This is a genomic window from Sphingomonas sp. (assembly GCF_004799495.1).
Lineage (GTDB): Bacteria > Pseudomonadota > Alphaproteobacteria > Sphingomonadales > Sphingomonadaceae > Sphingomonas.
Genome location: NZ_SSMY01000006.1, coordinates 297,722 through 318,725, shown reverse-complemented (window position 1 = coordinate 318,725; position 21,004 = coordinate 297,722). Strand labels below are relative to the sequence as shown.

Annotated in this window: 20 protein-coding genes; 9 read left to right on the top strand and 11 right to left on the bottom strand. The window is 65.0% G+C overall.

The window, feature by feature from the left end:
• Positions 1-10 precede the first annotated feature (10 nt).
• Positions 11-391, top strand: a complete 381-nt coding sequence (locus E7773_RS07385; protein ID WP_293989910.1) for a VOC family protein — start codon at positions 11-13, stop codon at positions 389-391.
• Positions 388-1,218, top strand: coding sequence for an S-formylglutathione hydrolase (fghA, locus tag E7773_RS07380; protein WP_293990015.1), 831 nt, complete (start codon positions 388-390; stop codon positions 1,216-1,218). Before E7773_RS07385 ends, fghA begins: the two co-directional genes overlap by 4 nt.
• A gap of 73 nt (positions 1,219-1,291) precedes the next feature.
• Here the strand turns inward: fghA and E7773_RS07375 are convergent, their stop codons facing one another.
• Together E7773_RS07375 and E7773_RS07370 are read right to left on the bottom strand one after the other, a co-directional pair.
• Positions 1,292-3,865, bottom strand: a complete 2,574-nt coding sequence (locus E7773_RS07375; RefSeq protein WP_293989909.1) for a TonB-dependent receptor — start codon at positions 3,863-3,865, stop codon at positions 1,292-1,294.
• Between the two features lie 309 nt (positions 3,866-4,174).
• Positions 4,175-7,087: a TonB-dependent receptor gene (locus tag E7773_RS07370; RefSeq protein WP_293989908.1), complete on the bottom strand. Its 2,913-nt coding sequence runs from the start codon at positions 7,085-7,087 to the stop codon at positions 4,175-4,177.
• 227 nt (positions 7,088-7,314) lie between these two features.
• On the opposite strand from E7773_RS07370, the gene folE reads away from it, so the two are divergent.
• From folE to E7773_RS07345, 5 genes are read left to right on the top strand one after another with little or no spacing between them, the layout of a single operon-like run.
• Complete coding sequence (gene folE, locus E7773_RS07365) at positions 7,315-7,947, top strand: GTP cyclohydrolase I FolE (protein WP_293989907.1); 633 nt, start codon at positions 7,315-7,317, stop codon at positions 7,945-7,947.
• Positions 7,944-8,717 carry an SDR family oxidoreductase gene (locus tag E7773_RS07360; protein ID WP_293989906.1) on the top strand — a complete coding sequence of 258 codons (774 nt, stop codon included), beginning with the start codon at positions 7,944-7,946 and terminating at the stop codon, positions 8,715-8,717. Before folE ends, E7773_RS07360 begins: the two co-directional genes overlap by 4 nt.
• Positions 8,710-9,078 carry a dihydroneopterin aldolase gene (locus tag E7773_RS07355; RefSeq protein WP_293989905.1) on the top strand — a complete coding sequence of 123 codons (369 nt, stop codon included), beginning with the start codon at positions 8,710-8,712 and terminating at the stop codon, positions 9,076-9,078. The genes E7773_RS07360 and E7773_RS07355 overlap by 8 nt, the downstream gene beginning before the upstream one ends.
• Positions 9,075-9,686, top strand: a complete 612-nt coding sequence (locus tag E7773_RS07350) for a hypothetical protein (protein ID WP_293989904.1) — start codon at positions 9,075-9,077, stop codon at positions 9,684-9,686. Before E7773_RS07355 ends, E7773_RS07350 begins: the two co-directional genes overlap by 4 nt.
• A complete protein-coding gene (locus E7773_RS07345) occupies positions 9,683-10,204 on the top strand; it encodes a DUF1993 domain-containing protein (RefSeq protein ID WP_293989903.1) in 522 nt (173 codons plus the stop codon). The genes E7773_RS07350 and E7773_RS07345 overlap by 4 nt, the downstream gene beginning before the upstream one ends.
• Here the strand turns inward: E7773_RS07345 and leuA are convergent.
• The 7 genes from leuA to miaA all read right to left on the bottom strand — a co-directional run bounded on the left by leuA (position 10,201) and on the right by miaA (position 17,849).
• Entirely contained in the window at positions 10,201-11,862 is a 1,662-nt protein-coding gene (leuA, locus tag E7773_RS07340) for a 2-isopropylmalate synthase (protein WP_293989902.1), read from the bottom strand. The genes E7773_RS07345 and leuA overlap by 4 nt on opposite strands.
• Positions 11,863-12,030: 168 nt before the next feature.
• A complete protein-coding gene (locus E7773_RS07335) occupies positions 12,031-12,633 on the bottom strand; it encodes a TMEM175 family protein (protein WP_293989901.1) in 603 nt (200 codons plus the stop codon).
• Positions 12,630-13,253, bottom strand: a complete 624-nt coding sequence (locus E7773_RS07330) for a YceI family protein (RefSeq protein ID WP_293989900.1) — start codon at positions 13,251-13,253, stop codon at positions 12,630-12,632. The genes E7773_RS07335 and E7773_RS07330 overlap by 4 nt, the downstream gene beginning before the upstream one ends.
• A gap of 140 nt (positions 13,254-13,393) precedes the next feature.
• Positions 13,394-14,413 carry a ketol-acid reductoisomerase gene (gene ilvC / locus E7773_RS07325; RefSeq protein WP_293989899.1) on the bottom strand — a complete coding sequence of 340 codons (1,020 nt, stop codon included), beginning with the start codon at positions 14,411-14,413 and terminating at the stop codon, positions 13,394-13,396.
• A gap of 162 nt (positions 14,414-14,575) precedes the next feature.
• Positions 14,576-15,091: an acetolactate synthase small subunit gene (gene ilvN / locus E7773_RS07320; RefSeq protein ID WP_293989898.1), complete on the bottom strand. Its 516-nt coding sequence runs from the start codon at positions 15,089-15,091 to the stop codon at positions 14,576-14,578.
• Positions 15,091-16,839: an acetolactate synthase 3 large subunit gene (locus tag E7773_RS07315; RefSeq protein ID WP_293989897.1), complete on the bottom strand. Its 1,749-nt coding sequence runs from the start codon at positions 16,837-16,839 to the stop codon at positions 15,091-15,093. The genes ilvN and E7773_RS07315 overlap by 1 nt, the downstream gene beginning before the upstream one ends.
• Before the next feature lie 86 nt (positions 16,840-16,925).
• Complete coding sequence (gene miaA, locus E7773_RS07310) at positions 16,926-17,849, bottom strand: tRNA (adenosine(37)-N6)-dimethylallyltransferase MiaA (protein ID WP_293989896.1); 924 nt, start codon at positions 17,847-17,849, stop codon at positions 16,926-16,928.
• Between miaA and serB the strand changes: the two genes are divergently transcribed.
• A complete protein-coding gene (gene serB / locus E7773_RS07305) occupies positions 17,842-18,717 on the top strand; it encodes a phosphoserine phosphatase SerB (protein WP_293989895.1) in 876 nt (291 codons plus the stop codon). The genes miaA and serB overlap by 8 nt on opposite strands.
• 4 nt (positions 18,718-18,721) lie before the next feature.
• Here the strand turns inward: serB and E7773_RS07300 are convergent, their stop codons facing one another.
• Both E7773_RS07300 and E7773_RS07295 read right to left on the bottom strand, forming a co-directional pair.
• Positions 18,722-19,078, bottom strand: a complete 357-nt coding sequence (locus tag E7773_RS07300) for a glyoxalase superfamily protein (RefSeq protein ID WP_293989894.1) — start codon at positions 19,076-19,078, stop codon at positions 18,722-18,724.
• Positions 19,079-19,085: 7 nt separating this feature from the next.
• Complete coding sequence (locus E7773_RS07295; RefSeq protein WP_293989893.1) at positions 19,086-20,132, bottom strand: SPOR domain-containing protein; 1,047 nt, start codon at positions 20,130-20,132, stop codon at positions 19,086-19,088.
• Between the two features lie 140 nt (positions 20,133-20,272).
• On the opposite strand from E7773_RS07295, the gene E7773_RS07290 reads away from it, so the two are divergent.
• A complete protein-coding gene (locus tag E7773_RS07290; RefSeq protein ID WP_293989892.1) occupies positions 20,273-20,995 on the top strand; it encodes a ParA family protein in 723 nt (240 codons plus the stop codon).
• The last annotated feature ends 9 nt before the right edge of the window (positions 20,996-21,004 follow it).

Genomic DNA, 21,004 nt, shown 5'->3' with positions numbered 1-21,004 from the left:
GGGAGAGGACATGTTCAGCCATATGATGGTCGGATCGAACGACATCGATCGCAGCCGGAAATTCTACGACGCGACGTTCGCCGCGATGGGCGGGCGCGAGGGTCGCAAGGACGACAAGGGCCGGCTGATCTATGCGCATAACGGCGGCATATTCATGGTCACCCCGCCAATCGACGGCCAGCCCGCGATGCACGGCAACGGCTCGACCATCGGCTTCGCAATGACGCCCGAACAGGCCGATGCGTGGCACCGGGCCGGGGTGGATAATGGCGGCACCGCAATCGAGGACCCGCCCGGCGTGCGGACGGGCTCGGGGATGAGCCTGTACCTCGCGTATTTGCGCGATCCCGACGGCAACAAGCTTTGCGCCCTGCATCGCATGCCGGCGTGACGCTGGAGACGCTATCGGAGCAACGCTGTTTCGGCGGCGTCCAAGGCATCTATCGCCACGAGTCCGTCGAAACGCGCACGCCGATGCGTTTCGCGGTATTCGTTCCGCCGGGCGAGGGCCCGTTCCCGGTGCTGTGGTTCCTCGCGGGGCTGACGTGTACTGAGGAGAATTTCATCGCCAAGGCGGGCGCGCAGCGTGCGGCGGTCGAGCATGGTGTGATCTTGGTCGCGCCCGATACGTCGCCGCGCGGTGACGATGTCCCCGACGACGACGCATATGATTTCGGCAAGGGCGCGGGCTTCTACGTCGATGCGACCGAAGCGCCGTGGTCAGCCACTTACCGGATGCGGTCGTATGTCGAGGACGAACTGCCCGCCCTGATCGATGCGAACTTTCCGGCGGACATAACGCGGCAGGGCATTACCGGTCATTCGATGGGCGGGCACGGCGCGCTGACGATAGCGTTGCGTAATCCCGAGCGTTTCCGCAGCGTATCGGCGTTCGCGCCGATCGTGTCGCCACTGCGTTGCCCGTGGGGTGAAAAGGCGTTGACCGGATATCTCGGCGCCGGCCGCGCGACATGGCGGGGCTATGATTCCTGTGCGCTGATCGAAGACGGCGCGCGCGTGCCGGAGATCCTTGTCGATCAAGGCGAGGCCGACCAGTTTCTCGTCGAGCAACTCAAGCCGCACTTGCTCGTCGATGCTTGCCGTGCCGCCGGGATCGGCCTGACGCTGCGGATGCAACCGGGTTACGACCACAGCTATTACTTCATCGCGAGCTTCATCGCCGATCACGTCGCCTGGCACGCCGCGCGGCTTGCATAGCAAAAGCCCCGGCGAAGCGCTCGCCGGGGCTTTACTTTCGTAGTCGCCCCACGGTCAGGCGAGGCCGCCCGCATCAGAACTTGAAGCGAGCGTCCAGGCCATAGAAGCGCGGCGGGCTGGGATAGGCCGACAGCGTCCCGCTTTGCGCAACACCCGGGAAGATAACCGGATTATACTTCGGCGCGGTCAAGTTGCGGCCCCATACGCTGAGCTCGAGGCCCTTGATCACCTGGAAGCCGATCGACGCGTTGAGCGATTCCGGCGATGCCTTGTACGGTAGGCCCTGCGCGATCGTGAACGCGCTGTCGTGCGCATAGTCGACGTGGAAGATCACCGCCTGCTCGTTGCCGAACGGCACGGTGTAGGTGCCGCCGACCGAGATTGAGTATTTGGAAATACCCGAGGGCGTCTTGCCCGTCAGGTCGGTCGGCACCACCAGATTGGTCGCTGGGTTGAACGACGATCCGCCGGTGAACTTGTCGTACTTCGGATCGAGATACGTCATCGATGCGGTGAACACGAGGTTCTTGGTCGGCGACATCGTCGCGTCCATTTCGATGCCCTTGGTCGATTCCTGCTCGGCGTTCGCCAGCACGAAACCCGTGCCCTGGAAGACGTTGCTCTGGAAACCCTTCAGAATCTGCTTGAAGACCGCGACGTTGATGCCGAAGCCTTGCCAGCTGCCCTTCACGCCGACCTCGTATACCTGCGCCTTTTCCGGACCCGCATAGCGCGTGCCGTAGGTCTGGTTGACGACGGTCAGCCCGGCGGTCGTGAGCGCGGCCGCGTCGCTGAGAAACGGTCGGCTGTCGTACGACAGGTTGAACGACGACGCCTTGAAGCCGGTGGCATAGCTTGCGTAGGCGTTGACGTTACGGCTGAACTTGTACGCGACGCGCAACGTATAGGACAGATTGTCGTCGTGCGTTTTTCCATCTTCCACCGCGTTCGGATAATTAAGGAACGGCGGCAGGAACTGCAGCGGCCTGAAGGCGAGGAACGGGTTGGTTGTCGTCGAGAACACCGTCGCCTGAGCGGGCGTGAGTCCCAACCCGCCGAACGCCACCGGAGTCACAGCGAGATTGAATCCGGCCTTGACCAAGTCGAGCTGCGAGAATGTGTCGGTAGTGGAGTCGTTGGTCCGCACCTTCTTGCGGTCGTTTGTATAGTTGAACCCGGCGGTGAAGGTGAGGTTCTCGATCGGCTTCAAGTCGACCTGGCCGAAGATCGAATAGGCCTCGTTGTTGTATTTGTAGTGCTCGAACCGGCCTTGGCCCTGTGCGCCGAATGCCGTGGCCGGGGTTGCAGCCGGCAGCCCGAGCAGCGCGCGAAGCGTCGGCTCGAGCCCGCTGTAGTTGCCGCCGCTCAACAGGTTGGCATAGGCCTTGAAATCCTTGCCGAACGTCAGCGAACCGTCGCTGGCGATGTCTTCCTTGAAATAGAACCCGCCGATCAGGAAGTTGAAGGGCCCGTCGAAGCTCGACGCGAGCCGCACTTCCTGCGTGTAGGTGTCGACCTTCGTGGTTAGCTGGTTCGAGCCGATCAGGTCGGCGCTGGAGAAATCAGAATCGGCGTTGGTGTAGGTCTTCACCCGGCGATACGAACTGATGCTGGTCAGCGCGATTTGGGGCGTCACGGCATAGTCGATCTGGCCTGAGAAGCCGTAATTGTCGATCTTCGTGATCGACGGGAAGTTGGCGTAGCTGTCGTAGGAGAAGGGCTGGTTCGAATTGATTTTCCCACCTACCTGCGCGATCGCATATCCCGGCGTGATGACCTGGAACGACGCGCTCGGCGGCCTGTTGTTATTGAACAGACTGGCCACGGTGCAGCAGACTTCGTCGATCCGGTCGTAATCGGCGATCAGGCGGATCTTGAAGTCCGAACTCGGTTCGAACAGCAATTGCCCGCGGAAGCCGTACCGGTTGCGGTCGTTACCCCGGGTGCCGAGGTTCACGTAATGCGCGTAGCCGTCGCGCTTGTTGTAATTGCCCGCCAGGCTGAACGCGAGGGTCTGAGTGATCGGGCCGGTGACGTCGCCCTTCAGCACGATCGCGTTGTAGTTGCCGTAGCTCGCCTCGACGCTGCCGCCGAACTTGAATTGCGGCAGCTCGGTGACGATGCTGATCACGCCGGCCGACGCGTTCTTGCCGAACAGCGTCGACTGCGGCCCGCGCAGCACTTCGACGCGCTTGATGTTGGGAAGATCGGAAATCTGCGCCGACGAGCGCGAGCGGTACACGCCGTCGATGAACACCGCGACCGACGGCTCGATCCCGATATTATTGGCGCCGTTGCCGAAGCCGCGGATGATGAAGTTGGTGTTGGCCGAGCTCTGCAGCTGGCCGACCTTGAGCGACGGCACCAGGGTCTGCAGGTCGAGCAGGTCGCGTACCTGCGACCGCTCGATCGCCGCGGCGGTCGTCACCGACACCGAGATCGGCGTGTCCTGCAGCGTTTGCTCGCGCTTCGTCGCGGTGATGACGATGTCGTTGTCGGTCGCCGCATTTTCGGCCGTCGTGGTCTGCGGCGAGGACGTGTCGGTCGGCGCCTTTTGGGCATCGGGCTGCGGCGTGGTTTGCGCGGCGGCGGGCACGGCGGCGATCAGCGCGATCGCGGAAGCGGCGAGAAGCTCGAATTTCTTCATGGGTATCCCCTCTGCAAGTGCCGCCGTGTCTCGTGCCGGCTGGCGCGGTTTCTAACCTGAGTGAGGCCGAGCCTATGAGGCTTAAACTTGTGCCGTCAATGGCCGCGCCCGCGGGCGTCGGCGCGTTTTCGGCGGGTGTTGCCGCGGGGGGACAGTGGCGGTGGAGCGTCACGTCGCGGCAACCCGCCTTTCCGTAGCGTCAGCGCCCGCCCGCGCACCGCGGGCAAGAAAAAAGGCCGCGAAAAAAATTCGGGCCTTTCTTCCATTTTTCGTCGGTTCGGTGCCGCAGATCGCGGCCGGGCGTGCGTGTCAGAACTTAAACCCGGCCGCGACGCCGTAGCGGCGCGGTTCGAGCGTGAACGCGTTGGTGAACAGGCCCGACGACTGGTCGGTAACGTACAGGCCGGTAATCGCGTTGTTGTTGGTCAGGTTCTGGATGAACGCCCGGAGATAGAAGCGGTCCTTCGGCCCGTTCAACTGGATCTGGGCGTTGATCACCTCATAGCCCTGGATGCGGTTGATGTTCTGGTTGAAGATGCTGCCGTAATAGCCGCCGGTATAGGTCAGGTCGGCGCGCGGCACGAGCGTCCAGTCGCCGATATCGGCGGTGTACTGGACCCCGGCCGAGAATTTATAGTGTGGCGATTGCGGCAGTTCGTTGCCGCGAATGTTGGTGGTCACGCCTTCCTGCAGCACCGTCACGCCCGACGCCGCCGTGGCGTTCGCGGTCAGCACCGAGCATAGGCTGAATGCGCCGGTAGTGTTGGTGCCCGGGATTGCGGTCGGCGCGCGGAGGCCGAGGCCGGCGTTCACCGCGCCGACGAAACCGTTCGACTGCGCGGCGATGCCGGCGTTCGAGATGACCGCGCAATTGTTGCCGTATTGCAGGTCCTTGATGATCACCGCGTCGGCGCGGCCGCCCGACGGGTCCTGCGTGTTCGCAAGGAACTTGTCGGTCGTCACCTTGGTGTGCAGATAGCTGGCGTTGAGGTTGAACATCAGCTGGCGCGATGGCTTGATGATCGCTTCCGCCTCGAGCCCGTAGACGTCGGCATCGACATTGTCGTTGACCGCGGTGCGCGCCACGATGCGGCTCAGCTGAAGCTGCTTGTACTGGTAGTAGAAGCCGGTCAGGTTGAGGCGTAGCGTCCCGTTGAGGAAGGTGTTCTTCGAGCCGATCTCGAATGCGTTGACGCTTTCCGGACCAAATCCGACCGGGACCGCGAACACCGGGGTCAGCGGCGGGTTGATGCCGCCCGATTTGTAGCCGCGCGAATAGGAGGCGTAGAGCAGGTTGCGGTCGGTGATCTGCCAGTCGAGCACCGCACGGCCGGTGAGCCGGCTGAAGCTCACGTCGTTGATCGCCAGCGGCTGGATGCCGGTGCGGGTCGGGTCGGCGTCGAAATTGACGAACGCCGGCGAGGTGTAGACGTTGGTCGTGTTGAACGGCACCACGACGCCGGTCAGCAGCGTCGTACGTGCCTCGACATGCTTGTCGTCATGGTTGTAGCGCAGTCCGAGCGTCAGTTTCACCTTGTCGTTGAAATTGACATAGGCCTCGCCAAAAATACCGTAGGATTTCAGCGTGTAATCGGTGGTGTTGTTGCGATAGAACGGCGTCGCCGAATAGCCGCTGCCGCCGCCGAACAGCACCGACGCGTAATCGAGCGCGAACGAATTGACATAATAGCTGTTTTCCTTGAGGTGATAGTTCAGATAGCCGGCGCCGAGCAGGAAGTTGAACATGCCGGTGAACTTGCTGCTCAGGATGCCTTCGCCGAAATACTGGTTGGCCGAACCGGTCGACCGGTCGAAGTCGAGACTGGTCGGGGCGCAGATCGCATGGCCGCCAAATACGCCGGTGCCGGTCGGTTCCGCCAGCGACTGGCAGAGCGACGAGGTATTGCCGTTGGGCAGCAGGGCGTTGCGCGCAGCCAGGAACCCCGGGCCCAGCGCTCCGGAGCCCGCGACGGCATTGAAGGTGTTGAGGCCTGCGTTGGTCTGATAGTTCCGGGTTTCCGTCGCGAGCGTATAGTCGACCGTCGAGTCGGTCGATCCCTCGGTATAACCACCGTCCAGCTTGAGCGTGATGTCGCCGAAATCTTGCACCAGGTTGGCGAGCACTTGCTTCTCGTTGGTCTTGAAGCGCGGCGCGTAATCGTCGTTGACGGTACGCATATCGCTGGGATTGACGGCGCCGCTGAACGCATCGGCACCATAGACGCTGCCGAGCGCGAACGTCGGACCCACCGCGGCGAGCGGCGTGCCGGCATAGGCGATGCGCAGAAATTCGGTGCTGGTCAGGGTTGAGCTGAACTGGGCGTTGCCGTTGACCGTGTCGTTCCCCAGGCGATCGGGCAGGCAGCCGAGCACGCCGGTCGGGTCGCGGTGGCACAATTGCTTCTGAATGCGCGAGCGGTCGTCATTCTCCTTGAAATAATGCCCGACGATGTCGAGCGTGGTGCTCGACGACGGTTGGAAGCGGATCGAGGCCCGGATGTCGAACTGGTCGCGGCCGTCGATCTGCGAATTGGTGAACAGGTTTTTCGTGAACCCGTCGCGCTTCAGGTAATATCCCGCCACGCGGATACCGAAAATATCGCCCAGCGGAAGGTTGAACATGCCCTTGACGCGGACGCTGTCGTAATTGCCGTATTCGACGTCGCCCGATGCGTGGATACCAGACAGATCGGGCTTGGCGGTGATGAAGTTGATCACGCCGCCGGTCGCGTTGCGGCCGAACAGCGTGCCCTGCGGCCCGCGTAGAACCTCGACGCGCTCGAGGTCGAAATATTCGTTCTGGAAGATCGGCGACCCCAGCACCGGCGTGTCGTTGACGTGGATCGCGGTCGCCGCGTCGCAGGTGACGCCGACGCACAAATCGCCGATGCCGCGGATGTTGAACGACGAGGACGAGGTGAAGTTGGACTTGGTGTAGGTGATGTTGGGCAGCGTCAGCTGAAGGTCGCTGGTCGTGTTGATCTGCTGCTCCTTCAGATTCGCCGCGCTGAACGCCGAGACCGCGATCGGCACGGACTGAAGGCTTTCCGATTGACGCTGCGCCGTGATGACGATGTCGCCGATCTGATTGTCGTCGTCCGCCTGCGGCGTCGGCGTACCGGTCGTGGCGGGCTGACCCGGCGGCGGCGTGGTCTGCGCAAGCGCCGGATTGGCGGCGAGCAAGGCAATCGCAGACGCGGCGAGAAGCTCGAATTTCTTCATCGGAAAACATCCCCTCCTGCAGACGCTCCCGATCTGATGTCGGCTAGCGCGTTTCTTCGTACCCAACATTCCAAATCTAGGAGGCTTAAACTTGCGTCGTCAATGGGCTAGACGCTCTAAAAGTTGCGGGTTCGGGCGTCTGTTGCTCAAAAGGAACAGTCTGCATGCAAGCGGCGCGCGGGGCCTTGCTATTGCATCGCGCCGGCAAATGACGTGAACGGATCGAGATGAGCGAACACGAAGACGATTTGAACGACGGCGACCTGGTCGCACCGTCGCCGAAGATTCCGGTCCCCGACGAGGTCGCCGATGCGGTCAAAACGCTGATTCGCTGGGCGGGCGACGATCCCACGCGTGAAGGATTGCGCGACACGCCGCTTCGCGTCGCGCGGGCGTGGAAGGAATATTGCGCGGGATACGACGACGACCCGGCGGTCCACCTCAAGCGCGTGTTTGAGGAAGTCGGCGGATACGACGATATCGTCTTGCTCAAGGATATCCCGTTCCAGTCGCATTGCGAGCACCACATGGCGCCGATCATCGGCCGCGCGCACATCGCCTATCTGCCCAAGAACCATGTCGTCGGCATCTCCAAGCTGGCGCGCGTCCTCCACGGCTTCGCGCGGCGGCTGCAGGTGCAGGAGCGGCTGACCGCCGAGGTAGCCGACTGCATCTGGGACAACCTCAAGCCGCAGGGCGTCGCGGTGGTGATCGAGGCGACGCATGCGTGCATGACCGCGCGCGGCGTACGCACCCCGGGCGTGGGGATGGTCACCAGCCGCATGATGGGCGTGTTCCGCGACGACGAGCGCAGCCGACGCGAAGTGCTCGCGCTGATGGACATGCAGGGCCGCGCTTGACCCGGACCGTCCTCGTTACCGGCGGATCGCGGCGGATCGGCGCGGCGATCGTCCGTGCGCTGGCGCGGGCGGGGCACCGCGTGGTGATCCACCACCACCAGCCGCACGATGACGATGCGGGCAGCCTCGCGGCGGAACTCGATCCTTCCGGGGAGCGCGTCGCGACGGTGGTGGGCGACCTCGCCGACCCGCACGCGCCCGCGGCGATCTTCACGGCCGCGCGCAACGCCATGAACGGGGTGATCGACGGGCTGGTCAATTGCGCATCGGTGTTCGAGTTCGACCGCCCGCCGGCGTTCGATCCGGCACTTTTAGCCCAGCTGACTGCGACGAACCTGTCGGCGCCCGTCGCATTGGCGTGCGAACTGGCGAAGCAGGGCGGGCTGGCCGATGGCGCGGTGGTCAATTTGCTCGACCAGAAGGTCGCCAATCTCAATCCCGATTTCTTCAGCTACACCTGCACCAAGATCGCGCTCGAAGGCGCGACGACGATGCTCGCGCAGGCGCTGGCGCCAAGGGTGCGCGTCAACGCCGTGTCGCCCGGCCTGACCTTGCCGAGCGGCGACCAGAGCGAGGCGGAATTCGCGGCGGTCGCCGGGCAGAATCTGCTCCAGCGTCCGGTTCCGATCGAGGAGATCGCCCGCGCGGTCGAGTACCTCCTGACCGCGCCCGCGGTCACCGGGCAGAACCTATTCGTCGACAATGGCCAGCGTTTCCTCAAGCGCGACGGCGACGTAATGTTCTCGACCCCCGGGCGCCGCGATGGGTGACGCGACCTACACGATTCGGCTCGACGCGCTCGAGTTGATGATCGGGCTCGGCATCCACGCGCACGAGTTGGCCGCACCGCAGCGCGTGCTCGTGTCGGTCGCGATGACTTGCCGTTATCCAGCGCTGCCCGAGGACCGGATCGAGGCGGTGGTCGATTACGACCGCATCCGCGAGGGCATCCACGCGATCGCGGCTGGCGAGCACATCATGCTGCAGGAGGTGCTGTGCGAGCGCATCGCCGCGCTGTGCTTGACCGATCTGCGCGTTACCGAAGTCACGGTACGCTCGACCAAACCCGACATCTATCCGGACGCGCAAATCGGCTGTGAAGTCGTCCGCACGAGGGGGAGGGTGAGGTGAGAAGGGTAGTCGCGATCCTGTTGGCACTGTCGCTCCCATTCACCGGCCCGCCGCTTGCCGCGAAGCGCGCGCCGCGCCTGGCGCTCGACGGCGTGTGGAAGACCGATTGCCTGCCGATCGGCAAGAACGGGCGGCACGGCTTCGTCACGCGACTGGAGATATCGGGGATGGCGGTCGTCGCCGCCACGCAAATCTTTGCGCACAACACTTGCGACGTGCCCACCGTCGCCACTGATTATCGCGCGGTGATGGTGAGTTGGCGGACGATGGACGACGGCACCACCGATTTCGAGCACGACGTCCGGTCGATCACGATGACCCCCGACGCCGAGGACGTCGTCGCGACCTACAACGCGAGTCAGGCATCGGGTTGCGGCTTGGGCGGCGGGTGGAAACTGAACGTCGCGCGCGATGTGGCGGGACGGTTCTGCGCGCCCTTCGCGTTTCCGGCGACCGGCACGCGACTGTACGAGCGTGCGTGGGTGTCGGGCGACGAGATGCGCATCGGCAGTTTCCCGATCGTGTGGACCAACACGTCGCCCGACAGGCGCCCAACGACGCCCGGCCTGATGGTCTTTCATCGACAGAGTGTGGGGAGAGATAAATGACGCTGTCGCTCTATTCGGCGGTCGTGCCGAATTACGTCCAGATTCTCGGCGCGGTCGCGCGGTTGCTCGACAAGGCGGAGGCGCATTGCGCGGAGACCGGGACTGACCCCGACGATCTGCTCAAGGCGCGACTGGCCGACGACATGCTGCCGTTCGGATATCAGGTGAAATCGTGCTCGGCGCATTCGATCGGCGCGATCGAAGGCGTCCGGGCGGGAGTGTTTTCGCCCGACATGACGCCGTGGCCAACGACGTTCGACGGGCTGCGGTCCGCCATCGCCGGGGCCCTCGCCAAGATCGAAGCGCTATCGCCCGACGAGGTCAATGGTTTCGTTGGTCGCGACATGCGGTTCGAGATGGGCGAGATGGTGATGCCGTTCACTGCCGAAGACTTCCTGCTTTCCTTCTCGCAGCCCAATTTCTATTTCCACGCGACGACGGCGTATGACATCCTGCGCTGGAAGGGCGTGAAGTTGGGCAAGCGCGACTTCCTGGGTAGGCCACGGTTGAAGCTCTAGGCGCGGTTCGCCGCCGATAACACCGCGCGCACGCTCGCGGTCGCGACGTCCTCATCGATCCCCACGCCCCATACCGTCGCACCGTCGGCCGAGCGGCACTCTACATAGGCGGCCGCTTGGACGTCGGTGCCGTGGCCGATCGCATGCTCGACATAATCGACCACCTCGAGATCGATCCCGAACCCCTCGCGGACGCCCGCCAGCACGCTCGAGATCAGACCGTTACCGCGCCCGCTGACCGATTTGACCGCGCCGCCCTCCGCGATGCTGCCGGCGAAGATGCGGTCGCCGTCGGCGGCGCGCGTTTCGTCATAGGCCTGGAGCTTGAGCCGGTCCCAATCGCCCGCCAGATAGGTGCGCTCGAACAGCCGCCAGATGTCACCGGCGTCGAGCTCGCGGCTGGCTTGGTCGGCCAGCCCCTGCACATGCCGCGAGAAGTCGGCTTGGAGCCGCTTGGGCAAGCGCAGCCCCTTGTCTTGTTCGAGCACCCAGGCGACGCCGCCTTTGCCGCTCTGCGAATTGACGCGGATTACTGCCTCGTAGCTGCGGCCCAAGTCGGCGGGGTCGATCGGCAGGTAGGGGATTTCCCAATAGTCGTCGTTCTGCCGCTCGCGCGCGGTGAAGCCCTTCCTGATCGCGTCCTGATGGCTGCCCGAGAACGAAGTATAGACCAGCTCCCCCGCATAAGCGTGGCGCGGGTGGACGGGCAGGCTGGTGCAATATTCGACCGTGTTGATGATCGCATCGATGTCCGACAGGTCGAGTCCCGGATCGACCCCTTGCGTGTACATGTTGAGCGCGACGGTCACGAGGTCGCAATTGCCGGTGCGCTCGCCATTGCCGAGCAGGCAGCCCTCGACCCGGTCGGCGCCCGCCATCAGCCCAAGCTCCGCCGCCGCGACCCCGGTTCCGCGGTCGTTGTGCGTGTGGAGCGAGATGATCACGCTGTCGCGATTGGGGATCGTCCGCCCGAACAGTTCGATCTGGTCGGCATATACGTTGGGCGTCGCGCATTCGACCGTCGCGGGCAGATTGAAGATGATCGGTTTGTCGGGAGTGGGCCGGAGCACGTCCATGACCGCCGCGCAGACCTCGACCGAGAAATCGACCTCAGCGGTGGAGAAGGTTTCGGGCGAATATTCGAACCGCCAGTCGGTATCCGGCTGAGCGGCGGCGCAGTCGCGCAGGATCTTCGCGCCGTCGATCGCGATTTGACGGATCTCATCCTTCGACATGCCGAACACGATCTTGCGCCACGCGGGCGAGACGGCGTTGTAGAGGTGGACGATCGCCCTGGGAGCGCCGCGCAAGCTGTCGAACGTCGTCTCGATCAAGTCGCGGCGCGATTGCGTCAGCACCTGCGGCGTGACGTCGGCGGGAATGCGCCCCGACCGGACGAGGTTCCGGATATAGTCGAAATCGGTCGCACCGCTCGCCGGGAAGCCGACCTCAATCTCCTTGATCCCCGTCTTCACGATCAGGTCGAAGAAGCGCGTCTTCTTCTCCGCATCCATCGGATCGATCAGCGCCTGGTTGCCGTCGCGCATGTCGGTCGATAGCCAGATCGGTGCGCGCTCGATGCGGCGCGACGGCCATTGCCGGTCGGGCAGGTCGATGGTCGGAAACGGTCGGTACTTGGTCGATGGGTCGCGCAGCATGGCTCTTCTCGGCTAATCTAGTCGAAGGTCAGCCCTTAGGCGCGGCGCGCTCGATGAGCGCACGGAGTGAAAACCGCGCCTAAGGGCGCGTAAGTCGCAGGATAAGGCCGAGCGCGATCGTCATCTCGATGCCAGCGTTAGCCCGCGATGGTTAAGGAAGTCCAGCGCTCAGTCGCCGAACATATTGTCGATCGGGCTGCGCGGCAGAAACCACAGGATCGCGACGAGCAGCGCACAAGCGATCCCGAGCCAAGGGGACACGAACGACAGGGGAACGCCGACAAAGTAAATTGCCGCCGCGACAACGCCCTTGCGCGTGGTCTGGCGATGATAGGTTTGCGCGACGTCGCGCTGCGATCCGGTCGTGCGGATGACGCCCTGCAGCGGGATATACGCCATCGCCGGGAACAGCATCGTCGCCAGATAGACTAGCGTCGCGTCGCGGCTGAAATGCTGCGTGCCGAGATACGCGGTCGAAAACGGGATCAGCGACAGCGCGAACAGCAGGAACAGGTTGAACCAGACGAGCCCGTTGGTGATGCGCCTTGCGTGGCTGAACAGCCGGTGATGGTTGACCCAGTAGATGCCGACATAGGCAAAGCTGAGCGCGTAGGCGCAAAAGGTCGGCCACAGCCGCCACAGATGCTCGACTCCCGGTTCCTCCGGCGCCTTCAGCTCGAGCACCATGATCGTGATGATGATCGCGAGCACGCCGTCTGAAAACGCCTCGACCCGGCCGACCCCGGGCTGACCCTCGTCACCGTCGCTCACTGCGCCTCGAATCCGGCGTTGATCTTCAAATCGACGCGGTCGGAGACGAGCGGGATGCTGTTGGTCAGCCCGAAATCGCTGCGCTTGATGCTCGCGGTCGCGGCGAACCCGAAGGCGAGTTTCTTGTCGCCCCAGAACTCGTTTCCCGCCCCGACGAAGCGCGCCTTGAGGACGACCCGCTTGGTCACGCCGTGAAGGGTCAGGTTGCCGGTAATCGTTGCGTTCGTGCCGGCGACGCTAACGTTGGTGGAAACGAACGTCGCGGTCGGGAACTTGGTGGAATCGAAGAAGTCCGCGGCCTGCATGACCTTGTCGAGCTCGGGAGAGCTGGTCCGCACCTTGGCGATCGGGATCGTCACTTCGACCTTCGACGTCCCCGGCGCGCGGGGATCGAGCGTCACGGTGCCGATGGGCTCAGCGAAAATGCCGTTGAACTCGGTAAAGCCCAGCCGATTCACGGTGAATACGACCTGCGTGTGGTCGGGATCGATCTTGTAGCTGCCCTTCACCACGCGCTTGGGATCGAGCTTGCCGGGTGCTTCGGTCGGCATCGACATCTGCGCGACCACGGGGACCGCGACCGCAGCGGCGAGGAAAGCGAGGGGGATAAGGTGGCGCATCGTCGGTCTCCGGCGAAATCGTTGTAGGACCGTTCTAACTACCTCGCCCATACCCGTCATCCCCGCGAAAGCGGGGATCGCAAGCGGCTATCGTTCGGTCATCTCAACCCCAGCTTGTGCCGGGGTGACGGTCAGGGAAATCAATTCTTGTCCTTATCCACCAGCTTGTTCGCGCCGATCCACGGCATCATCGCGCGCAGTTCGGCGCCGACCTTTTCGATCGGGTGCGCGGCGGCGGCCTTGCGGGCGGCTTTCAATTCGGGCTGGCCGGCGCGGTTGTCGAGGACGAAGTTCTTGACGAACCGGCCCGATTGGATGTCGGCGAGGACGCGCTTCATTTCCTTCTTGGTCTCGTCGGTGATGATCCGCGGGCCGGTGGTGATGTCGCCATATTCGGCGGTGTTGCTGATCGAATAGCGCATGTTGGCGATCCCGCCTTCGTAAAGCAGGTCGACGATCAGCTTGGTCTCGTGGAGGCACTCGAAATAGGCCATCTCGGGAGCGTAGCCCGCCTCTGTCAGCGTCTCGAACCCGGCCTGGATCAGATGCGTGATGCCGCCGCACAGGACGGCTTGCTCGCCGAACAGGTCGGTTTCGCACTCCTCGCGGAAATTGGTCTCGATGATCCCCGATCGCCCGCCGCCGACGCCGCTCGCATAGGCCAGCGCGATGTCGTGCGCGTTGCCGCTTGCGTCCTGATGCACCGCGATCAGGCAGGGTACGCCGCCGCCGCGGATATATTCGCTGCGCACAGTGTGGCCGGGTCCCTTGGGCGCGATCATGATGACGTCGATGTCGGCGGGCGGCTCGATCAGCCCGAAGTGGATATTGAGGCCGTGTGCGAAGGCGATCGCGCTGCCGGGCTTCATGTTGCCCTTCAGGTCGTTCTCCCAGATCGCCGCCTGATGCTCGTCGGGGGCAAGGATCATCAGCACGTCGGCCCACGCCGCGGCATCCTTGTTCGACATGACCTTGAAGCCGGCACCCTCGGCCTTTTTGGCGGTCGCCGATCCTTCGCGCAAAGCGATCGCGACGTCCTTGACCCCGCTATCGCGCAGGTTCTGGGCGTGGGCGTGCCCTTGCGAGCCGTAGCCGACGATCGCGATCTTCTTGTTGGTGATCGAGTTCAGATCAGCGTCGCGATCGTAATAGACACGCATTGATAGGCTCCCTTTGATCTCAATTCCTCTCCCTGTGGGAGAGGATACGGAGACTTGGCAGCTTGCTGCCTAGTCGAAGTTGGTGAGGGCAGGGAAGGGCGACTGCCCTCACCCTTCCGCCGTTTCGCGGCTCCTTCCCTCCCCCGACGGGAGAGGGAAATTCTACGCCGCCTCTTTCCCCCGCGATATCGCAACGATACCCGTCCGCGCGACCTCGATCAGGCCGACTTCGCGCATCAGTTCGACGAACGTGTCGATCTTTCCGGTCCCGCCGGTCACCTCGAACACGAAGCTCGACGTCGTCGCATCGACCACGCGCGCGCGGTACACGTCGGCCAGCCGCAACGCCTCGATCCGGTGATCGCCGGTCCCGGCGACCTTCACCAGCGCCAGCTCGCGCTCGACGTGATCGCCCTCGGCGGTGAGGTCGTGGACCTTGTGGACGGGCACCAACCGGTCGAGCTGCGCGGTGATCTGTTCGAGCACGTGCGCGCTGGCCGAGGTCACAATCGTGATCCGGCTGACGGACTTGTCCTCGGTGATCTCGCTCACAGTCAGGCTCTCGATATTGTAGCCGCGCGCGGTGAACAGTCCGGCGATCCGCGCCAGGATGCCCGGCTCGTTGTCGACGATCACCGCCAGCGTGTGGCGCTCGGTCGCTTCTTCCCTGATGTGCATCAGACCAGCGCCTTCGCCTCGTCGTCCATCGTGCCGGAGACTTCGGCGGCCTGGAGGATCATGTCGGTATGCGCGGCGCCCGACGGGATCATCGGGAAGCAATTGGCGAGCTGCGAGACGCGGCAATCGACCATCACCGGGCCGTCATGCGCGAGCATGTCGGCGATGCCGTCGTCGAGCTGATCGCGAGTGTCAATGCGGATGCCCTTCCAGCCGTACGCCTCCGCGAGCTTCACGAAATCGGGCAGCGCATCGCTGTAGCTCGACGAATAGCGGCTTTCGTAGGTCAGTTCCTGCCACTGGCGGACCATCCCCATATATTCGTTGTTGAGGATGAACACCTTGACCGGCAGGCGGTATTGCGTCGCGGTCGCCAGTTCCTGGATGTTCATCTGGATCGACGCTTCGCCGGCGATGTCGATGACCAGCGCCTTGGGATTGCCGAGTTGCGCGCCGATCGCCGCGGGCATGCCGTAGCCCATCGTGCCGAGCCCGCCCGAGGTCAGCCACTTGTTGGGCGCCTCGAACCCGAAATGCTGCGCGGCCCACATCTGGTGCTGGCCGACCTCGGTGGTGATGATCGGGGATTGTTTGTGCGTCGCTTCCCACAGCGCGCGGATCGCGCGTTGCGGCATGATCGCCTGGGGATCGCTCTCCGGGAAATCGAGGCACTTGATCGCGCGCCAGCCGCGGATGCGGCGCCACCATTCGGCGGTGTCGGGCTTGGGGTGCTGGCGCGCTTTCCACACGCGGACCATGTCCTCCAGCGCGCGGCCCGCGTCCGCCACGATCGACAGGTCGACGCGGACGTTCTTGTTGATGCTCGAGCGGTCGATATCGATATGCACCTTGCGCGCGTTGGGCGCGAAGGCGTCGAGCCGCCCGGTCACGCGGTCGTCGAACCGCGCGCCGAGCGCGACGATCAAATCAGCCTGGTTCATCGCCCAATTGGCTTCGAACGTCCCGTGCATGCCGAGCATGCCGAGCCATTGCTCGGACGAGGCGGGGTAGGCGCCGAGACCCATTAGCGTCGAGGTGACCGGCGCGCCGGTGATCTTGGCCAGCTCACGCAGCAATTGCGACGCGCCCGGACCGGCGTTGATAACGCCGCCACCGGTGTAAAGGACCGGGCGTTCGGCGGCGGCGAGCATGTCGACCACCGCCTCGATCTCCGCCGGGTCGGCCTTCACGCGCGGGCGATAGGTCTTGTGCTGGATCGGGCCAGGCTTGGTGTAGCGGGCGGTCGCGACCTGTACGTCCTTGGGAATGTCGACGACCACTGGTCCGGGGCGGCCCGAGGTGGCGATATGGAACGCCTCGTGGATCGTCGTGCCCAGCCTCGCCGGGTCCTTCACCAGATAATTGTGCTTGGTGCAGTGCCGCGTGATGCCGACCGTATCGGCCTCCTGGAACGCATCGGTCCCGATCAGCGCGGTCGGCACCTGACCGGTGATGACCACCATCGGGATCGAATCCATCAGCGCGTCGGTGATCCCGGTGACGGCGTTGGTCGCGCCCGGGCCGGAGGTGACGAGCACGACGCCGGGCTTGCCAGTCGAGCGCGCATAACCCTCCGCCGCATGCGTCGCCGCCTGTTCGTGGCGGACGAGGATGTGGCGGATGCGATCCTGCTTGAACAACGCGTCGTAGATCGGGAGCACCGCGCCGCCGGGATAGCCGAACACGACCTCCACGCCGAGATCGCATAGCGCCTCGATCAGGATATCGGCTCCACTCTTCTCGGCCACGACAGGCTCCTTTGTTCGCACGCGCAACATAATGGCGGTGGCGGCGCTCTACGGGTAGGAAAACTACACGTCAATCGCCAATGGAATTATTTAATATCTATTTCATGAAGATTTGGGACATTTTCTGTCGCAGCCGTTCGCCGCCACGTCGGGGGTGGCTGGTTGCGAAACCAGGTATATTGGCGCTTGGCGTATTGCCGCGTTGCAAGGCTGGCACGCTCGATCGCTTCGGCGAGCGTGATCGTGCCGAGCGCGGCGGCGGCAAGTTCGGGCAGCCCGATCGCCCGGCGGATCGGCGCGTCGAGCGGCACGTCCTCGCGCGCGACCAGAGCGGCGACCTCATCCATCGCGCCCTCGTCGACCATCGCCGCAAAGCGCCTGTCGATCCGCTCGTTAAGCCATTCGCGCGGGGGCAACAGGATCAGCGCGCGCAGGTCGACCCGGTCGCCGATCCCGCCGACGCGCTCGCGCCGCCAGTCTGCAATCGATTTACCCGTAGAACGGATCACCTCCAGCGCGCGGGCCACGCGCGTGGTGTCGGTGGGGCTGAGGTTCGCCGCCTGCTCGGGGTCCATCTTCGCCAGAGCGGCATGGGCTTCGGCCACCGGCATCGCGCGCGCCTCGGCCCGGATCGCGGGATCGATCTCGGGCACCGGTGCGATACCGTCGATCAGCGTGCGCAGATAGAGCCCGGTCCCGCCGACCAGGATCGGCAGGCTTCCCGCCGCCACCGCCGCGTCGATCGCCTCGCGCGCCTCGCTTGCCCAGCGCGCCGCCGAATAGCCGGTATCGGCGGCGTCGACATGCCCGAACAGCCGGTGCGGCGCGCGCGCTTCCTCCGCCGCCGACGGCCGCGCGGTCACGATGCGCAGGTCGCGATACACTTGCGCGCTGTCGGCGTTGATGATCGTCCCGCCGTGCTCCTCCGCCAGCATCAGCGCGAGCGCGGACTTGCCGCTCGCGGTCGGCCCTGCGATGAGCGCGACTTTCGGGAGGTCCTGCTTGTTCATCGCGACGCTGATAGCCGCCACGTTGCCGCAGGGCGAGGTGTCCGCCGCGCGCGACCGGCTCGACGCGGCGGGGTGCCTGCCGGTCGCGGAAGTGTGGGTCGAGGAGGGCGAGGCGTGTGACCTGCAATTCGGCCGCGACCTGGCCGCCGCGCGCGCCGCGCTGGAGGGGCAGGGCGCGTGGGACGTCGTCGTCCAGCCCGCCGAGCATCGCCGCAAGAAGCTGATCGTCGCCGACATGGATTCGACGATGATCACCGTCGAATGCATCGACGAGCTCGCCGATTATGCCGGGATCAAGGCCGAGGTCGCCGCGGTGACTGAGGCAGCGATGCGCGGCGAAATGGATTTCGGCGAAGCGCTCGACGCGCGGGTGGCGCTGCTCAAGGGGATGGATGAGGCTGTGATCGGTCGCTGCCTGTCCGAACGCGTCAAGATCATGCCCGGCGCGAGCGCGCTGATCCGCACGATGCACGGCTGGGGCGCGACCGCGATCCTGGTGTCGGGCGGCTTCACCCGTTTCGCCGAACCGGTGGCGCGCGAGATCGGCTTTACCCGCGCGATCGCCAACGTGCTGGAGGTGGTGGACGGCAAGCTCACCGGCACGGTGGCCAAGCCAATCGTCGATTCCGCGACCAAGCTCGCGACGCTATCGGAGGCGATGCTGACTTTAGGAATCGCGCGCGAGGAAACGCTGGCGGTCGGCGACGGCGCCAACGACCTCGCGATGATCACGCAGGCGGGGTTGGGGGTTGCCTATCACGCGAAGCCCGTCGTGGCGGAAGCGGCCGGTGCGCAGATCGATCATGGCGACCTAACCGCGCTGCTGTTCGCGCAAGGTGTGGCGCGGAAGGATTGGGCGGTCGCCTGAGCGCTCAGCTGCGCGCCTGCGAATAGGGAAAGAGCAACTGGTTGCCGTCGGGATCGTCGACGATCATCACCCGATAGCCCCAATGCCCGTCGCGCACCGCAATGCCCGCTCGCTCGAATTGCTCGCGCACCCCATCAATCTCATCGTCATCGAGAGAGATGAACGTCAGCGCCTGGCCGTTCCGCTTGGGCCATTGGCACGACAGCAGCAATTCGCAACCCTGCCGAGACACTTGCGCGACGAGTAGCTCATCGCCCTCGGCGTGCCGCCAGTCTTCGTCAAACCCTAGCCGTGCATAGAAATCGACCGACCGTTGGACGTCCGCGACCGGGACGATCGCGCGCGTGTACCAGCGACCCATCGTCCGGTCAGGACGCGACTGGCACGCACGGCTTGACCGCGCCGCACGCGCCCGCCGCTTCGCCCTTCGACGCATACGGGCCGACCAGCAGCCTGGTCAGCGCCCCCGCCTTGACGAAGCTCGGCTGGCGGCCCGGGAAGCGGCCCGCGACCTGGCTCCATAATTTGTGTGCATTGCTGGGATCGCCGAACGCGCCGAGCTGGACGCGCCAGCCGCCGCCGGTCGCGACGGGGACGGGCTTGGGCGCGGGTTTAACGACGACCTTCGGCGGCGCGGGCTGTGGCGGCGATGGTGGTGCGACGACCGGGCGCGGGACGGGCCGGGTCGCCGGCGCCACGACGACGACCGGCGGCTTGCCCTTGGGCGGCTTGGCGCCGGGCTGCGGATAGGTCGCGCCCGGACGGCTCGGCGGCACGTCGATCGTCGCGATCGCGGGGCGCGGCGGGGCGTCGCTGCCGCCGGCGACCTCGCCGCTGTAATTGGGCCGTCCGACCTGCGCCTCCATCTGCCGCGCCATCGCGATCCCGGCCTGGCGCTGGTCGTCGGGGATGTACTTGTCCATCTCCGCCAGCGTCTGCGATCCTTGCGGCAACCCCGCCTGCGACGACCGCTGGAGCAAGGCGTAGGCGCGCACCCAGTCGCGCGGCACGCTGTCGCCATTGAACAGCATCGTGCCGAGTACGAGCTGTGCGCGTGGCTCGCCCCGCGCGACCGCCTTCTCCAGCCACGGCACCGCCTCGTCGCGCTTGCCGTCCTGGAACAGCGCGAGCCCGTAATTGTCCTCGGCCTGCGGATGCCCCTGCAACGCCGCCTTGCGGTACCAGCTTTCCGCCATCGGCAGGTCGACCGGCACGCCGCGCCCGAGCTTGTAGGCCTGCGCCAGGTTGAACTGCGCGTCGGCGTCGCCGGCGATCGCCGCCTTGCGCCATTCGGCGACCGCGGTGGTGTAGTCGCCGCGGTTCCACGCATCGACCCCGGCCTTGGTATCGGCCAGCGCCGGCACGCCCGCGATGACCATGAGGGAAAGCGCCGCAGCGCCGATCAGCGTTCGCATAATACTCAGTCCCGCCCAGCTAAACCCTGGTCCGCATCATGCCCCCGCGATCGACGGCGAGCAATAACTGTTCCGTTAACCTGTTCTTAGGCCCCCGCATGGCACCTCGCTTTCACGAATAGCGGGGAGTTACAGGATCAATGCGCGTTCTCGCGATGGCATCGCAGAAAGGCGGATCGGGCAAGACGACGCTGTCTGGGCACCTGGCGGTGCAGGCACAGCTCGCCGGCGCCGGCCCCGTCGTGCTGATCGATATCGACCCGCAGGGGTCGCTCTCGGACTGGTGGAACGAGCGATCGGACGAATATCCGGCGTTCGCGCAGACCACCGTCGCGCGGCTCGCCGCCGACCTCGAAGTGCTGCGGCAGCAGGGCTTCAAGATGGCGGTGATCGACACGCCGCCCGCCATCACCATGGCGATCCAGAGCGTCATCCAGGTAGCCGAGCTGATCGTCATCCCGACGCGTCCCAGCCCGCATGACCTCCGCGCCGTCGGCGCCACGGTCGATCTGTGCGAGCGCGCGGGCAAGCCGCTGATCTTCGTGGTCAACGCCGCGACGCCCAAGGCCAAGATCACCTCCGAAGCCGCGGTCGCGCTGTCGCAGCACGGCACCGTCGCCCCGATCACGATCCACCACCGCACCGATTTCGCCGCGTCGATGATCGACGGTCGCACCGTGATGGAGGTCGACCCCAACGGCCGCTCCGCCGGCGAAGTCCGCGAACTGTGGGGCTATATCGCCGACCGCCTCGAAAAGAATTTCCGCCGCACCGTGTTCGCAGCCCCCACCGCGGTGCCGTCGACCTTCGGGATGCAGCGTCCCGCCGCGGGCGGTGGCTTCGGCCGCCGCGTGACGAACTGAAAGGGGGCG

Bases quoted from the DNA above. Each gene is read 5' to 3' on its own strand.
- folE (WP_293989907.1), top strand. From the start codon at position 7,315: ATGAGCGAACACGAAGACGATTTGAACGACGGCGACCTGGTCGCACCG.
- miaA (WP_293989896.1), bottom strand. From the start codon at position 17,849: ATGAACAAGCAGGACCTCCCGAAAGTCGCGCTCATCGCAGGGCCGACC.
- E7773_RS07370 (WP_293989908.1), bottom strand. From the start codon at position 7,087: ATGAAGAAATTCGAGCTTCTCGCCGCGTCTGCGATTGCCTTGCTCGCC.
- E7773_RS07355 (WP_293989905.1), top strand. From the start codon at position 8,710: ATGGGTGACGCGACCTACACGATTCGGCTCGACGCGCTCGAGTTGATG.
- E7773_RS07345 (WP_293989903.1), top strand. From the start codon at position 9,683: ATGACGCTGTCGCTCTATTCGGCGGTCGTGCCGAATTACGTCCAGATT.
- E7773_RS07375 (WP_293989909.1), bottom strand. From the start codon at position 3,865: ATGAAGAAATTCGAGCTTCTCGCCGCTTCCGCGATCGCGCTGATCGCC.
- E7773_RS07330 (WP_293989900.1), bottom strand. From the start codon at position 13,253: ATGCGCCACCTTATCCCCCTCGCTTTCCTCGCCGCTGCGGTCGCGGTC.
- E7773_RS07300 (WP_293989894.1), bottom strand. From the start codon at position 19,078: ATGGGTCGCTGGTACACGCGCGCGATCGTCCCGGTCGCGGACGTCCAA.
- leuA (WP_293989902.1), bottom strand. From the start codon at position 11,862: ATGCTGCGCGACCCATCGACCAAGTACCGACCGTTTCCGACCATCGAC.
- E7773_RS07290 (WP_293989892.1), top strand. From the start codon at position 20,273: ATGCGCGTTCTCGCGATGGCATCGCAGAAAGGCGGATCGGGCAAGACG.
- ilvC (WP_293989899.1), bottom strand. From the start codon at position 14,413: ATGCGTGTCTATTACGATCGCGACGCTGATCTGAACTCGATCACCAAC.
- E7773_RS07295 (WP_293989893.1), bottom strand. From the start codon at position 20,132: ATGCGAACGCTGATCGGCGCTGCGGCGCTTTCCCTCATGGTCATCGCG.
- ilvN (WP_293989898.1), bottom strand. From the start codon at position 15,091: ATGCACATCAGGGAAGAAGCGACCGAGCGCCACACGCTGGCGGTGATC.
- E7773_RS07385 (WP_293989910.1), top strand. From the start codon at position 11: ATGTTCAGCCATATGATGGTCGGATCGAACGACATCGATCGCAGCCGG.